The organism is Chryseobacterium sp. JM1 (genome assembly GCF_000737715.1).
Lineage (GTDB): Bacteria > Bacteroidota > Bacteroidia > Flavobacteriales > Weeksellaceae > Chryseobacterium.
Map to the genome: position 1 here is coordinate 16,831 of NZ_JPRN01000019.1, position 16,115 is coordinate 32,945.

The window sequence follows — 16,115 nt, forward strand, 5'->3', positions numbered from 1 at the left end:
CAAAGAATTACCGCTCTTATTTTTGTTTTATTAAGGTTAGAATTTAAAGGCAAAGTTGGCAAGGATCTCTCTAGGCTTCTGAGGCTGGCCGTAGAAATTCCAGTAGGTGTCATTCAGTGCGTTATTCATCTTCACCCCAATTCTGTATTTCTTTTTATCATAGAAAACAGTGGCTCCTACAGTGGTATAAGCCGGTGCCAGGAAATGATTGGTGATATTGATATAGGTTTTGTCTACAAAATTAAATCCTGCCCCAAATCCCAGACCTTCATAGGAGCCGTCCATGATCTTGTAGCTGGTCCAGAGATTGGCGACATGCTTTGGTGTCCACGCGATTCTTTTTCCGTTATTCACGCCTCTGTCGTCGTATTTGTTGTCATTGTATCCGTATCCGGCAACGATATTCCAGCCTTTGAAAGGATTCACGATAACGTCCATTTCAAACCCCTGATTTTTGATCTTTCCATCCTGCATACTGCCCAAACCGCCCGGAACAGCAATGAGTCTGTTGTTGACATTCATATTGTAATAGGTAATGGTGGAAAGTAATTTTTTATGAAACAGATCGAGTTTAAAACCACCTTCAAACTGGTTCCCCTGCTCAGGTTCCCAGCTTGTAAGAACGCCATCCTGGTTCAGAGACGGTGCAAAATTTTTAAAACCGTTGACATAGTTCGCGAAAAATGAGATTTCATTTTTTACAATTTCATATACCAAACCGAATTTTGGTGAAAACTGTGTCTGACTGTAATTTCCGGTTCCTTTTACTCCATTGGTTTTGAGATCATCATTTTTATAGTTGTCCATTCTTAAACTCGCCATTACCAGTAAATGGTCTGTAATATTGAGGACATTGGACGCATAAACGCTGAAAGTACTGAAATGGCTGATTTCGTAATTAGTCGGTTTTACTTTACTGGTGGGATCATTGGGAATTCTTTCAAGATTTTCAACCAGACTTCTGGAGATAGGCTGCCAGGCAGAGGCTTCGTCCAGCTTAATAATATCATAAGGAGCAAACACAGAACCTACGGTATCTGTAGCACTTCTTTTGAACATTCCGTACTGATTTTTCGTGCTTTGCTGATAATAATCCAGCCCCACTACAAGTCTGTTTCTCAGATTCCCGATCTTAAAATCTCCGATAAAATTCTGCTGAATATTATCCGTAGTCACTTTATAGCTGTCAAAAGGACGAATTCCACGACTTACCGTATTATTGTCGAGATAGCTTAATACTAAAAATATAGATCCGTTTTCATTAGCTTCTCCTCTTTGGTATGAAGTTCTGGAAGTCCACTGATCATTGAATTTATGGGTCACCTCAGCCATCGTGACAAAATTGGTTCTTTTCGAGCCGATATCATTGCTGGTAAATGATCTGTCGTGAGCTCCTGTAAGGTCTTTCATGGAACCGATCGTTAATTTTTCGGACTGCCTTACGTAAGCATTTAGTGTTTTTTCCGGTGCATGGAATTCTGTATCCAAAGTCACCGTTGTTTTATCACTCACTTTATACAGAATACTTCCTGAGAAAAACAGCCCTTTATTGTAGCCTGCATCCTGAAAAGAATCCTGGGAATATGCTGCCACATTAAATCTTGCCAATGCTGTCTTTTCCTTATTCAAAGGGGTATTCACATCAGCTGTAATCCTGTTCATTCCCCAACTTCCTGTCGTATAACCGATGATTCCCCCGAAATTTTCCTGTGGCTTTTTGGTGACAATATTCACGATACCTCCATAATTGGCGAGGGTTCCGCCGAAAAGAGTTCCCGAAGGCCCTTTGATCACCTCTACTCTCTCCACATTGGCAATTTCCGACTGTACTCTGGGATTCTGAAGTAGACCGTTTCTGAAGTTAGCAGAAGAGCTGAAGCCTCTTAGAAAGATATCGTTTCCACTGTCGTTCACGCTATTACTCACCACCACTCCCGGTGCGGAAGCCATTGCCGTATTAAAATCAACGGCGTTCATTTCGCTGATGATTTCTTTCGGGACAATGTTGTACACGGTAGGATTTTCAAGGTTTTCGAGAGGTAGTCTCGCTACAGATTCAGATTTTTTTGTTCTGTAATTGTGGGTTCCCTGCAGTGACACGGACTGAATTTCAGAAACTTTGATGGTATCCGTTTCCTGGGCACTCAGCATCGTTGCCGCCAGAAAGGAAGCAGAAATAATTATTCTTTTCATTGTATAAGTAAGTTAGTTCCGCAAAATTATCTTATTTTTATTAATTCTAAATAAAAACTGATACATGTCATAAAAATTAACTTCTTATAAAATACGATGAATAGAGGGGCTAAAGGTTAAGGATGAGGATAAGGCTACAATTGGCGTTAAGTAGATTAGAAGTTTTTCTGAAGAAAATCAAAGACTTTATCGAAATGCTGATACGGTTCGGAATGGCTTCCTTTGAACGGTAGGTGTTCATAACGGTATTTGAAATGATTGTTTTTTAATCTTTGAATGATTTTTTCAGACATTTCTGATGAAGGGCAGATTTCGTCCTCAGTTCCGGACATCAGGAGAATTGGAGCTTTGATCTGTTCGACTTTGATAAGGGATTTCTGTTCAGATTCTTTATCCTGCAGCATTGCTTCAAAGGCTTTTCTTATTTTCCGTTCCATCATAAAAGGAACTGCTGCTTCATTCACAGGAACAAAAGGAAGTTCTTTCCCGTCAAAAGTCCAGCTCGAAGTCGAAAAATGATCTGTATTTCCCGGGAAAACAGCATGGCTTCCCGACAGCCCGATGATACATGAGATATCAGGATAGTAGCTTCCCAGGAGTAAAGCGAGATCCGCTCCTCTTGAACCACCTATCACAGCCACTTTTTCTGTGTGAACTTTCTGTTTTGAGAAGTTTATAGCATTATGTACATCCTGAATTTCAATCTTTTCAAGCAGTTTTGGAGAATTCTTTGATCCGAAATAAGCTAGCGCAAGGAATGCATATCCTTTATCTAAAAACTGATCTCTAACTGTTTTCCAGTGCTTCGACGCCCATGCATTTCCTCCTTCCGATCCTCCAAGGCCTACAACAAGACCCTTTATATTTTGGGAAGGCTGATACAAAATGGCATCTGTATTCTTTGATTGAATGGTATCCTGAGCTTTAGTCAATGAGCATACAAACGTCAGGAGGCAGAAAATTTTAAATAATAGTTTCATTGTTTTTTTTAACAAAAATATCTCAGCAAATCCGGATAATTTTTGCTCTAGATCAAAAACTACTTTTCTGCCCGCAATCTGCTGAGTGTAGACTGGGTAATTCCGAGATAAGAGGCCGTCATTCCCAGCGGAATTCTGTGATAAATTCCTTTGTAAACCATCAGAAAATGTTTATACTTTTCTTTAGCAGTGGTGAATCTTTGAGATGTAATCCGTTCCATAAGGTGCCCGAATACGCTTCCCATAGATAATCTTGCATACCGTTCCATTTCAGGGAAGTGATCGAATAAATAGCCCAGATCATTTATTTTGAGGCAGAAGGTTTCTGTTTTTTCGAGACAGTCGATGGAATAGATATCTTTTATGCGTCCTATAAAACTTTTTGGGGAATTGACCCATTCGTTTTCACTGGAGAAATATTCGCTGATCTCTGTTCCGTCCTTCAGATAATAGGTTCTGGTCAATCCGTTTAGAATAAAATAGCTTTTGGTGCAGATTTTATCAGCATCGTGTAAAAGCTCTCCCTTTTCAAAAGTCTGAAGGGATAATCTGTTCTGCAATTCTTTTTTTAAAGTCTCGCTGAGCTTTATATATTGGCTGAAGTGATGTAGAACGGGGTCAAATTCTGAGGACATGGCGGTGTTTTCTGTAAAGATATTTAAAATAAGATAGCGCCTTCCAACTCAAGTAACTTTTGTTTTCTCCATATTCCTCCGGCATATCCCACCAATTCACCATCTGAGCCTATCACACGATGGCATGGAATGATAATGGCAATTTTATTAATTCCATTGGCTGTTCCTACGGCGCGTACGGCTTTAGGATTCCCCAAAAATTCAGACTGCTGTTTGTAGGTACGGGTTTCACCTTTGGGGATTTCTGTTAAAAGCTGCCACACTTTTTTCTGAAAATCTGTTCCTGTGATATAAAGAGGCACCTCAAACGTTGTTCTTTTTCCTTCAAAATATTCATTCAACTCGTTTTCCAGCTGTTCAAAATGTTTATTTTCACCCTGAACGATTTCGGCATTCATTACTTTGGACAAATGGGCCAACTGGCGGTCTATATTTTTCCGGTCTGTAAATTCGAGCAGGCAGATTCCTTCATCGCATGAACAGGCGAACATGGGTCCTAATGGGGTCTCAATTCGTTTCAGATCAATGATGGTCCGGCGGCCTGTATTCTTAGGTGTGGTACCAATGACTTCTTTAAAACGTTCATTGAAGCCGCTTAAACTTTCATAGCCTGAATCCAATGCCACTTCTATAATACTTTCACCATTTTTTATTTTTTTGAATGCTTTATTCATTCTGAATTCCCGTTGAAAAGTATGAAAGGTCATTCCATGATTTTTCAGAAACCACCGCCTGATCGTTACCGGTTCAATATGTCTTTCCAGAAGATCTGCGTCTTTGATCTTTAGCGATTCATTCTGCTGCAGTTCGTCCAGCAAATCCTGAATGTAGCGGGGCGTTTCATTCAATTTTTCAAGCGGTTTGCATATTTTACAGGGTCTGTAGCCATTTTCTATCGCTTTTTCGGTATTGACAAAGAATTCTACGTTCCCTCTTTTGGGTTTTCTGGCCGTACAGGTGGGCCGGCAAAATATACCCGTGGTTTTTACAGCCATCCAGTAAATGCCTTCAAATGAGGAATCTTTTTCTAAAGATGCCTGATACATTCTTTCTTCTGTAAGTTTCATGATATCTAAAAAATAGGAGAAAAACTTCCGCCCTCTCCAATGGCTTTTAACGCGGTTTCTAACTGACCATAAATATACCCATTTAAGAAATTTCCTGATGAAATTCTTTTAACCCCTAACTTTTTAAGGGTTTGAAAATCCGGAAGTTCCGGCATACACATGACACTAAACGGAAGTTTTGAAGTATTAATAACGTTCTCAATGTCCTGTACTTCGGTAATGCATGGAACGAAAATTCCGTCCGCTCCTACTTCCTCAATGATTTTCATCCTGTTAATCGTTTCATCAATTACATTGTCTACTCCCAAAAGAAACGGATCTATTCTTACATTGATGAAAATATCTATGTTCTGTTCTTTAAGCTGGAGAATGACTGCATTTAATTTTTCATAGAAATCACGCGTACTCAATAGTTTTCTGGTTCCGTTAATGATCACACTGTCTTCGATATTGATTCCAACTACACCGGCATTTGCCAGTCTGGAAATATTTACAACAATTTCCTCCACTGTTTTTCCATAACCTCCTTCCAAATCTACGGACAAAGGAATGGTGACGGATTTCAAAATTCTTTCAACGATATAAAAGTATTCATCAAAGCTCATGTTTTCGCCATCCTCGTATCCCAGACTGAAGGCTACAGCGGAACTAGAAGTGGCTACTGCCTGATAACCCAGCTTTTCATATGCTCTGGCACTTTGTACATTCCAAACGTTTCCTATTAATAACGGATCATCCTGCTTATGCAGTTCTCTGAATTTATGAATTGCTGTCATTTTAATTTTTTATAAAAGTAATACAGATCCTGTTTCTGTACAACCGAAAAACGGACAAGTATTTTATATTCTTTTTACAGTACAATTAAAGCATCCTGGTTTTGCATTATGTAAATGGATATATTCAATCTTTGGGTTTTCCAGAATTTGTAAAAGTTTTTCTTTTAAAAATTTACCTTCAGAAACATCAGCAAAAATCATCATTTCCTCTTTATTATACCCCCGAAGTGAAAGCAATCTATGATTGAACATTACCGGAATTTCGTTGTTTTCATAAGTCTTTGTCGGTTGATTTGCCCTTACAAAAACAGGTCCGTTTGCCCGATAGGGAGAATTGACATTGTGAAAATCATAGTTGAGGAGAAAAACCATTTCATCGATTTTAGCATCTTCCAAAGTAGTCCTGCAAGGAAAACCCGGGAATTGATCTACTTTCATCTTTTTAATATGATTCTCTGCGAGTTCAGTTTCTGATAAATCATTCAAATATTCAAAATCTAAATGGTTCAATGCTTCAAATTTAAAATTATTCATTTCCTTTTTTTACAAATTTAAATTGCCGCCGTTCACAGTACAACCGAAAAACGGACAAGTATTTTTCATCTCATTAAAAACAAAAACCCAGCAAGAAAACTCGCGGGGTTTGAAATTATATTATCTGGTTTCGATGATTACATCGTCTCCATTTTGAAACTCATGCTTTCAATTACTTTCAGGATGGCTTCTACTGTGTCCATGGATGTTAAACAAAAAGCGCCGTTTCTCCTATTCTTCGTTCTGCATATCAATTTTTAATTTAAGCTGTCTTGACATTATGATTCCAATTATAAATCCACTTAAGAGGCCTCCAATATGGGCAGCATTATCAACACCGCCAGTAAGACCCATAAGTAAATTAAAGCCAACAAAAACAAGTGTGCTTAATAAAAATGCTTTGCCAAAATCAGGTGGAAACACTTTAAGTAATAAGGCTGCTAAAAAGAAACCATACAGTCCAAAAATAGCACCCGAAGCTCCAATACTTACTGTAGCAGGATACCACCAGATACTGGCAGCACTTGCTAGTATCCCTGTTGTCAAATAAACAAGTAAATATCTGGTCTTTCCCAAAAGCGGTTCAAGGAAAACACCTACAAATAAAAGCCCAAATATATTGGCTGACATGTGCATAAGCCCACCATGCATAAAAGTATTTGTCACGAGCCTCCACCATTGGCCGTCAGTCGTGACTGGTCTGTAATTAGCTCCCCAGCTTAATAAATCATCTCCTTTGAAAGATATAAGGCCAAAACCAGCAATAACCATTGCAATAAAAACGAGTACATTCAGGTTAATAATTATTGGGGTAATAAAAAAATCTTTTTTGGGGATGAAAAATTCAAATATTTCTTTCAGATCTGTATCTTTTTCAGTCCTCCCGCTTTTAAAATCTTCCAATCGCCTTTTATCAAACTTAGAAAATAATAAAAGTATAAAGTACACTAAGATTCCAATTCCCAGTGAACCAAAAATCCATTCTAACTTTTTACCATTTCTATTTTCAAAAGGCTCATTTTGAGCTTTAAAAATTATCTGATCATTCCCATTGATCATTCCTAAATTTGAAATGGCTTTATTAAATTCATCATGATCTTCAGTATTTCCCATTATTTCTAAATACTTGAATTTGCTAAAGTCAGTTTTTTCAAATTCTTTTTGTTTTTGTTCTGCAAATATTTTGTATTTAGTTTTTTTTTCCTGATCTGAAAGATTGTTGCTTATCCGTTCACTATATTGCTTTCCTAACCAAAATTTACTTTCTGCTCTTGCTGTGTCGGAAATGCTTTTTAAAATTGGCATCGCAACATAGATCAGCATATTAAAGTTTGTATTATTTTTCCCGGTTACCGTTACTGTATTTTGCACAGCAATATGTCTCTTGTCGATGTAGTAATTCTTTAAAGAATAATATTTAGTTTTTTCACTCTTATCAATTTGTGATATATTTTCAACTTCTGTAAGCTTACCTATAGCAGTTACTAAATATTCCTGAGCAATTATGGTAGGAATTGCTATAGCGACGCAAGCAATAAACTGGTATAAAAATGAAGCATTTTCATTTTTGAAATACAACAACTTTATTTTTGGCCTCAGCCAAATTAATATTGGAATAAAAGGAAGTCCAAAAGGCAGCCAAAATCTCACAATCTGTTCTTTCAGTGGAATTTCCGCTTTGATAAATAATATCCAATGCAAAAAAGTATATCCTACAATAAAACAAATTGCAATAATCAAAAAGGGTTTAAAAATTAATTTTAGTTTGTCCAAAATTTCGTTCATGTTTTCCAGGTGTTACTCTTTTATAAAGTGCCATTAATCATTGCAGCCAGCATCTGTGCTGCATTTAAAGTTTGTAAAAACCCACAAAATTAAACAAAAACCCCGCAAGAAAACTCGCGAGGCTTGAAATATATCATCTGAATCCGATGATTACATCGTCTCCATTTTGAAACTCATACTTTCAATTACTTTCAGGATGGCTTCTACCGTGTCCATGGATGTTAAACAAGGAACACCGTTTTCCACACTCATTCTTCTGATCTGGAATCCGTCTCTTTCTACCTGCTTCCCTTTGGTCATGGTATTTACGACGTACTGTACTTTTCCTTTCTGAATCAGGTCGATCAGGTTGACATCATCTTCTCCGATTTTGTATCCTATTTTACAAGGAATACCTTTTTCTTCGAAGAATTTAGCCGTTCCTTCCGTTGCCCAGATTCTGAAACCAACTTCGTGGAATCTTGCCGCAAGGTCTGCCGCTTCCTGCTTGTGCTTGTCTGCTACCGTGAACAAAATTGAACCGTGCATCGGAACTTTTCTTCCTGCTGCAATCAGTCCTTTGTAAAGGGCTTTTTCCAAAGTGGTGTCTTTCCCCATTACTTCTCCTGTAGACTTCATTTCTGGTCCTAGAGAAATATCAACTTTCGTCAGTTTTGAGAAAGAGAATACCGGAACTTTTACAAAGACTCCTTCTTTATTCGGAACCAATCCGTTTTTGTACCCTAAATCTGTCAGTTTCTGGCCTAAAATCGCTTTTGTTGCTAAGTTCGCCATCGGAACTTCTGTGATTTTGGATAAGAACGGAACTGTTCTTGATGAACGTGGATTCACTTCGATCACGTATACGTTTCCTTCGAAAAGAACATACTGGATGTTCATTAAACCGATCACATTCAATCCTTTGGCCAGTCTTTGTGTATAGTCTACCAAAGTATCGATTTCCTCCTGTGAAACATTCTGAGGTGGATACACCGCAATAGAGTCTCCGGAGTGAACTCCCGCTCTTTCAATGTGTTCCATGATTCCAGGAATAATAACCGTTTCACCGTCGCAGATGGCGTCTACTTCCACTTCTTTTCCTGTAATGTAACGGTCTACCAAAACCGGGTGTTCCGGGCTCGCATCTACCGCAAACTCCATGTAATGAGCCAATTCGCTTTCTGTATACACAATTTCCATTGCTCTTCCTCCCAATACATAACTTGGACGGACTAAAACCGGATAACCAATTTCGTTAGCAATTTTTATCGCTTCTTCTTTTGAAGTTGATGTTTTTCCTAAAGGCTGTGGAATTCCCATTTCCTGAAGAGCTTTTTCAAACTTATCTCTGTTTTCAGCTCTGTCTAAGTCTTCCAGGGAAGTTCCCAGAATTTTTACTCCGTAACTTGCCAGTTTATCAGCTAAGTTAATCGCAGTCTGTCCTCCGAACTGAACCACCACTCCCATAGGTTTTTCAAGATCAATAATGCTCATTACATCTTCTTCCGTTAAAGGCTCGAAGTATAATTTATCTGAAATTGAGAAATCCGTAGAAACTGTTTCAGGGTTATTGTTGATGATAATCGCTTCGTAACCCAATTCTTTGATGGCCCAAACCGAATGAACAGTCGCGTAGTCAAACTCAACTCCCTGTCCGATTCTGATTGGTCCTGAACCCAGAACGATTACTTTTTCTTTATCAGTTACAACACTTTCATTTTCTTCTTCATAAGTTCCGTAGAAGTAAGGGGTTTCACTTTCAAATTCTGCTGCACACGTGTCTACCATTTTGTAAACCGGTATCACGCCATTTTCTTTTCTGAAATTATAAACCTCTCTTTGAGAAGATCCCCATAAGTGAGCGATATTCTGATCTGAGAATCCTAATTTTTTAGCCTGAATTAAAGTCTCTTTATTGAATTTATTGGCTGCAATTTCTTTTTCAAAATCAACAAGTTTCTTTAATTTCCAGATGAAGAATTTATCAATCTTGCTCCATTCTACAATTTGCTCCCAATCATACCCTCTTCTTAAAGCATCACAAATAATGAACAATCTTTCATCATCACAAACTCTGATTCTTCTTTCGATATCTTCGTCCGTTAAAGCAGCAGCCTGTTTTGTTTTTAACCCCAGGTGTCTTAAACCGGTTTCTAAAGAACGAACGGCTTTCTGTAAAGATTCCTCGAAGTTTCTTCCGATGGCCATTACTTCTCCGGTTGCTTTCATCTGTGTAGAAAGTCTTCTGTCCGCGGTTTCGAATTTATCGAACGGGAATCTAGGGAATTTCGTTACCACATAGTCAAGAGCAGGCTCGAAACATGCGTAAGTTTTTCCTGTTACCGGGTTCATAATCTCGTCAAGCGTTAAACCTACCGCAATCTTCGCTGCAATTTTTGCGATCGGATATCCTGTCGCCTTACTTGCCAATGCTGATGAACGGGAAACTCTAGGGTTTACCTCGATGATGTAGTAGTTGAATGAATGCGGGTCTAAAGCCAGCTGTACGTTACATCCTCCTTCAATTCCCAGGGCTCTGATGATCTTTAGAGAAGCATTTCTCAATAACTGGTACTCTCTGTCAGAAAGTGTCTGAGAAGGCGCCACTACGATAGAATCCCCTGTGTGAACTCCTACCGGATCTATATTTTCCATGTTACAAACTACAATCGCATTGTCGTTCGCATCACGCATTACTTCGTATTCAATTTCTTTGAAACCTGCAATTGATCTTTCGATAAGACACTGCGTTACCGGACTGTATTTTAATCCTAATTCAGCAATCTCCTTCAATTCAGCTTCCGTAGAGGCGATACCTCCTCCTGTTCCTCCCATTGTAAAGGCAGGACGAACAATCACCGGATATCCGATTTCTTCAGCAAAACGGATTGCTCCTTCTACTGTAGTTACGATATCTGATTCAGGAACCGGTTCGTTAAGCTCTCTCATCAGTTCACGGAAAAGATCTCTGTCTTCAGCTCTGTTGATCGCAGAAAGTGTAGTTCCTAAAACTTCCACTTTGCATTCTTCAAGAATTCCTGATTTTTCCAGTTCTACCGCCATATTCAGACCTGTCTGACCTCCAAGCGTTGGTAGCAAAGCATCCGGACGTTCTTTTCTGATGATGTGGCTTACAAACTGAAGTGAAATCGGCTCGATATATACTTTATCTGCGATTTCTACATCCGTCATAATAGTCGCAGGGTTTGAGTTGATCAAAATCACCTTGTAGCCTTCTTCTCTCAAAGACAGACAAGCCTGCGTTCCTGCGTAATCAAATTCAGCTGCCTGCCCGATGATGATAGGGCCTGAACCGATTACTAAAATTGTTTTTATGTCGTTTCTTTTCATAGGTTTAAAATGTAACAATTTATCAATCTAACAGTGTAACAATGTTTACAAACCGTTTTCCTTTGATAAACTTGTGCTTAAAATTTTATAAATAATTTTCCCAATTTCTATGATCTGTGCTTCCAGCTTATCTTCAAAAGGATAATTTTTGGAGTGTTTGCACAGATATAACCAATATTTTGTTTCTTCAAGTTCCTTGGCTGCAATTTTCATTTTATTCACAAAATCTTTTTTACTGTAAGGATTCTGTGCTTCAAAAGAATTGGCACCAATACTTGTTCCTGAGCGTAATAACTGTTTAGCAATGACGAATTTCTTATGCTGCTCCAATAATTCGCAAAACTCAAGAATATCTAAAGAGAATTTCACGGTTTTTTCAATTAAAGGATTGTTTTCGAAATTGATCATTTAATTATTGTTAAACTGTTACATTTTTAAATTGGTACATTAGATCGATGAACTCATCAAACAAATAGTTCGCGTCCTCAGGACCAGGGCTTGCTTCCGGGTGGTACTGAACGGAGAAGCATGGGTGGATCTTGTGTTTCAGACCTTCGTTGGTTCTGTCGTTTAGGGCGATGTGAGTTTCTACAAGGTCTGTGTTTTTAAGACTTTCCTGATCTACTGCATAACCGTGGTTTTGAGAAGTGATAGACACTTTGTTTTTCTCAAGATCCAATACAGGATGGTTTCCTCCTCTGTGTCCGAATTTCAGTTTGAACGTTTTTGCGCCACAAGCCAGACCGATCAGCTGATGGCCAAGACAGATTCCGAAGATTGGAACTTTTCCCAGTAATCCGCGGATCATTTCTAATGCCTTAGGGTTATCTTCCGGGTCACCAGGACCATTTGAAAGCATGATTCCATCCGGATCCATTAACAGAATTTCTTCTGCAGTGGTGTCGTGGGAAACTACAGTGATGTCGCAGTTTCTTTGAGACAGCTCTCTGATAATTCCTAATTTAGAACCAAAATCTACCAAAACAACTTTCAATCCTCTTCCCGGATTGGCATAAGCTGTTTTTGTAGAAACGGTTTCCACCTGATTGATTGGGAAGTTGGTTCCTTTTAATTCTGCAACCACCTGGTTCTCATCAGATTCAACGTTTACAATTTTCCCTTTCACAACTCCTGAATTACGTAGAATTCTTGTCAGTCTTCTGGTATCGATTCCGGAAATCCCTGAAAGGTTTTTCTTTTTAAATAATTCTTCTAAAGTCATCTGGGTACGGAAATTGGAAGGAAGATCGCAAAGTTCTTTTACGATAAGTCCTTTAATAGCCGGCTCGATGCTTTCATAATCATCACGGTTAATACCATAATTTCCGATAAGCGGATAGGTCATGCAAACAATCTGACCGCAGTATGACGGATCGGAGATCAACTCCTGATACCCTGTCATTCCGGTATTGAAAACTACTTCTCCGGCAGTTTCCAATTCTGCTCCGAAACCTTCTCCATGAAACACTTCACCGGACTCCAGTATTAATTTTTTCTTCATTTTATTTATCTCTTTATTCTATTTTATTCTGTATAATTTCTTTTGTACAATGTATAATGTCGGTTGTATAATGTATTTATATTCATACATTTTACTTTTTACTTTTTACTTTTTACTTTTTACTTTTTACTTTTTACTTTTTACAATTCTTTAAAGGTATATCCTTCTTTTTCCAGTGCTTCTTTCAGGATAGCCATTCTTGCGAAGACTCCGTTCTGCATCTGTTTGAATACTCTTGAGCGGTCGCATTCCACCAGGTCTGTATCTATTTCAACGCCTCTGTTGATGGGCGCGGGATGCATGATGATCGCTCCGTTTTTCATTACTTTTTCTCTTTCTTTCGTCAAACCGTATTTTCTGTGGTATTCAGAAGCGGTGTAGCTCATTTTTGCATCGTGCCTTTCATGCTGAATTCTTAACAGCATCAGAACATCTACTTCAGCGATCAGCTGATCAACCGGTAAATACGTTCCGTTAATTAAAGCGCCTTCATCAAACCAGTGTTCAGGTCCTGAGAAATAAACTTTAGCACCTAATCTTCTCAATGCTTCAGCATTTGAATTGGCTACGCGGCTGTGTTTTACATCTCCTACTATTCCTATCTTCAGTCCTTCAAATTTTCCAAATTCCTGATAGATGGTCATCAGATCCAGCATACACTGGGATGGATGGTTTCCTGTTCCGTCTCCTCCGTTGATCATCGGAATTTTGATATTGCTCAGTTCTTCAAAATATCTGTCCTTCTTATCTCTGATCACAACCAGATTCACACCCAGGCTTTCAATGGTTTTTACAGTATCGTAAAGACTCTCCCCTTTGTTTACAGAACTGTGGGAAGCATCAAAAGGTACTACCTGCAGACCCAGTTTTCTTTCGGCGATGTCAAAGCTTGTCTTTGTTCTTGTGCTGTCTTCAAAGAAAAGATTTGAGCAGAAAATTTCTCCTTCAATTTTTGCAGTTTTTCCGTTGGCAAAAGCCAGTGCTTCGGTCAGTATACTGTTGATTCTCTCGGTGCTTAGTTCTGTAATTGTAAACATAATTCTTATTTTTTGAGCATAAAAAAAGCGAAGACAGGATCTTCGCTTAATAACAATAAATATCGTAAAGGGCGCTTTCGCCCGGTAAATCTAATGATATAAATACTCTTTTATTCATTAGGTGCAAAGATATAATATTTTTACGAATCTACAAAACCAAATTTCTAAAAAAATTTAAACCTGTAATCTTTCCTTATTTTCATTTTTAATTGATATTTTTGTTAAAACTCAATTCTCCCTATGGATTTAAAAGACAAAATGATTCTCAGCATTATTCAGGAAGACTCTACGCTATCTGTAAAAGAAATTTCAGAAAGGATAGGTCTTACGTTTACTCCTACCTATGAAAGGATTAAGCAGCTGGAGAAACATGGCATCATTGAGAAATATGTCGGTCTTTTGAACCGTGAAAAACTGGGTCTGAATATCGTCGTCTACTGTAATGTCCGTCTTAAGGAACAGTCTCAGAAAGTACTGGAAACCTTTGAGAAAAACATTATGAAACATGATGAAGTTCAGGAAATTATCAGTCTTTCCGGTGAGTATGACTATATGCTTAAAATCATTGCAAAGGATATTAATTCTTATAATGATTTCGCAGTGAATGTGATCTCAAATATTCCTAATATTGGCCAGTATCACAGTTCTATTGTGCTTCATGAGGTTAAAAAATCAACTAAGTTTAAAATTGATCTGGAATAATCATTTTTAAATTGAATTAAACCATTAAGATTTCTTTAAGTGATTAAGGATAGTTAAGGATTCGCTAGCGAATTCTAACAAGCTAACTGCTTTTAAAAATCGCAGATTTTCTTAACTTAACTTAAAAGCTTCAATAATCTTAATGGTTCAAAATCAACCCAATAGTTTATTCTTCAGCTTGTTAAACTGATATTCTATTTTGTCCAGACATAGATTTCCTATGCTTCCCTGATGACTGTGGTCTAAGTTTCCAACTTCGAACTCAAATTCATTATTTTCAATCTCCTGCCCTACTTTTACATAAGCATCGCGGAATGAACTTCCTTTTTTTACTTCTTCATTGATTTTCTCTACACTGAAAAGATATTTATACTTCTCGTCTTCCAGAATTCCATCTTTCACCTGAATATTCGGAAGGGTGTAGCTTAAAATCTCCAGACATTCTTTTAATGAATCGATAGCCGGGAAAAGAATTTCCTTCGTCAGCTGAACGTCTCTGTGGTAGCCTGACGGCAAATTATTCGTCAATAAGATAAGTTCATTCGGCAAAGACTGAATTCTGTTGCATCGTGCACGAACCAGCTCGAAAATATCAGGGTTCTTTTTATGAGGCATAATGCTGCTTCCTGTCGTGAATTCTTTCGGAAAGCTGATAAAATCGAAGTTCTGGCTTAAATACAGGCAGACATCGTAGGCAAATTTCCCAAGCGTTCCTGCCAAAGTAGCCATTGCCATAGACAGCATTTTCTCAGATTTTCCACGGGTCATCTGCGCATACACCGAATTATAGTTCATCGACTGAAAACCTAAGTTGTAGGTCGTACTTTCTCTGTCAATAGGGAAAGAAGAACCGTATCCTGCCGCTGAACCCAAAGGATTTTTATTAATAATATTCTTCACCGAAAACAACAGTTCAACATCATCTAACAATGCTTCCGCATAGGCTCCAAACCATAATCCAAACGATGATGGCATGGCAATCTGAAGATGGGTATAACCGGGAAGCAATTTATTTTTATGCTGATCAGCCAGTTGGATTAAAATCTGGAAAAACTCATCTGTCAAAGCTGTGATTTCACGGATCTCATCCAGCAAATAAAGTTTAATATCCAATAATACCTGATCATTACGGGATCTCGCGGTATGAATTTTCTTTCCGGTATCGCCTAATTTTTCAATGAGTATCGCTTCTACCTGAGAATGGATATCTTCTGCTTCTTTATCGATTTCAAAGTTTCCGTTCTCAATCTCTTTTAAAATATCTGTCAAAACAGAAAGCATCTGTTCTGATTCTTCGCCGGAGATAATTCCGGTTTCTGCCAACATCTGGCAGTGTGCCATGGAACCTTTAACATCATATTTTGCTAAACGTTCGTCAAAGTCAAGATCTTTCCCGACTGTAAATGTGTTGACTAATATATTGGTGGCCAGGTCATCCTTTTGCCATATTTTTTTCATAATAATATTCTTTACAATATTTAATTCGTTTCAACCTGCTCAGCAAAGCCTCTTTAACTATAAAAAAACATCTCCGCATTGAAAAGTCTTCGTTTTTAATGGTCTTTTTGCATAAAT

The 16,115-nt window shown here is 38.1% G+C and carries 13 protein-coding genes; 1 reads left to right on the plus strand and 12 read right to left on the minus strand.

Going from position 1 to position 16,115, the window contains the following annotated elements; all coding sequences use genetic code 11:
* Nucleotides 1-36: 36 nt before the first annotated feature.
* From IW22_RS21445 to IW22_RS21495, 11 genes are all read right to left on the minus strand, one after another.
* Nucleotides 37-2,193: a TonB-dependent siderophore receptor gene (locus tag IW22_RS21445; RefSeq protein ID WP_051891345.1), complete on the minus strand. Its 2,157-nt coding sequence runs from the start codon at nt 2,191-2,193 to the stop codon at nt 37-39.
* A 155-nt stretch (nt 2,194-2,348) separates the two neighbouring features.
* Nucleotides 2,349-3,173 (minus strand): acyl-CoA thioester hydrolase/BAAT C-terminal domain-containing protein, encoded by an 825-nt coding sequence (locus IW22_RS21450; RefSeq protein WP_034731064.1) that lies wholly within the window; start codon nt 3,171-3,173, stop codon nt 2,349-2,351.
* Between the two features lie 59 nt (nt 3,174-3,232).
* Nucleotides 3,233-3,808, minus strand: coding sequence for a Crp/Fnr family transcriptional regulator (locus tag IW22_RS23865; RefSeq protein WP_051891346.1), 576 nt, complete (start codon nt 3,806-3,808; stop codon nt 3,233-3,235).
* Nucleotides 3,809-3,831: 23 nt separating this feature from the next.
* Complete coding sequence (locus tag IW22_RS21460; protein WP_034731068.1) at nt 3,832-4,875, minus strand: bifunctional transcriptional activator/DNA repair enzyme AdaA; 1,044 nt, start codon at nt 4,873-4,875, stop codon at nt 3,832-3,834.
* Between the two features lie 5 nt (nt 4,876-4,880).
* Nucleotides 4,881-5,651 carry an isocitrate lyase/phosphoenolpyruvate mutase family protein gene (locus IW22_RS21465; RefSeq protein ID WP_034731070.1) on the minus strand — a complete coding sequence of 257 codons (771 nt, stop codon included), beginning with the start codon at nt 5,649-5,651 and terminating at the stop codon, nt 4,881-4,883.
* A gap of 63 nt (nt 5,652-5,714) precedes the next feature.
* Nucleotides 5,715-6,185, minus strand: a complete 471-nt coding sequence (locus IW22_RS21470) for a DUF1203 domain-containing protein (RefSeq protein WP_034731073.1) — start codon at nt 6,183-6,185, stop codon at nt 5,715-5,717.
* A gap of 231 nt (nt 6,186-6,416) precedes the next feature.
* Nucleotides 6,417-7,970: a rhomboid family intramembrane serine protease gene (locus IW22_RS21475; RefSeq protein WP_034731076.1), complete on the minus strand. Its 1,554-nt coding sequence runs from the start codon at nt 7,968-7,970 to the stop codon at nt 6,417-6,419.
* 150 nt (nt 7,971-8,120) lie between these two features.
* A complete protein-coding gene (carB, locus tag IW22_RS21480) occupies nt 8,121-11,300 on the minus strand; it encodes a carbamoyl-phosphate synthase large subunit (RefSeq protein WP_034731079.1) in 3,180 nt (1,059 codons plus the stop codon).
* A gap of 45 nt (nt 11,301-11,345) precedes the next feature.
* Nucleotides 11,346-11,708 (minus strand): four helix bundle protein, encoded by a 363-nt coding sequence (locus IW22_RS21485; protein ID WP_034731082.1) that lies wholly within the window; start codon nt 11,706-11,708, stop codon nt 11,346-11,348.
* A gap of 10 nt (nt 11,709-11,718) precedes the next feature.
* Nucleotides 11,719-12,801, minus strand: a complete 1,083-nt coding sequence (locus IW22_RS21490) for a carbamoyl phosphate synthase small subunit (RefSeq protein WP_034731085.1) — start codon at nt 12,799-12,801, stop codon at nt 11,719-11,721.
* Between the two features lie 140 nt (nt 12,802-12,941).
* Complete coding sequence (locus tag IW22_RS21495) at nt 12,942-13,838, minus strand: aspartate carbamoyltransferase catalytic subunit (protein WP_034731088.1); 897 nt, start codon at nt 13,836-13,838, stop codon at nt 12,942-12,944.
* A 240-nt stretch (nt 13,839-14,078) separates the two neighbouring features.
* Here IW22_RS21495 and IW22_RS21500 point away from each other — a divergent pair, with 240 nt between their 5' ends.
* Nucleotides 14,079-14,540: an Lrp/AsnC family transcriptional regulator gene (locus IW22_RS21500; protein ID WP_034731090.1), complete on the plus strand. Its 462-nt coding sequence runs from the start codon at nt 14,079-14,081 to the stop codon at nt 14,538-14,540.
* A gap of 153 nt (nt 14,541-14,693) precedes the next feature.
* Here the strand turns inward: IW22_RS21500 and argH are convergent, their stop codons facing one another.
* Nucleotides 14,694-15,998 carry an argininosuccinate lyase gene (gene argH / locus IW22_RS21505; protein WP_034731093.1) on the minus strand — a complete coding sequence of 435 codons (1,305 nt, stop codon included), beginning with the start codon at nt 15,996-15,998 and terminating at the stop codon, nt 14,694-14,696.
* Nucleotides 15,999-16,115: the final 117 nt, after the last annotated feature.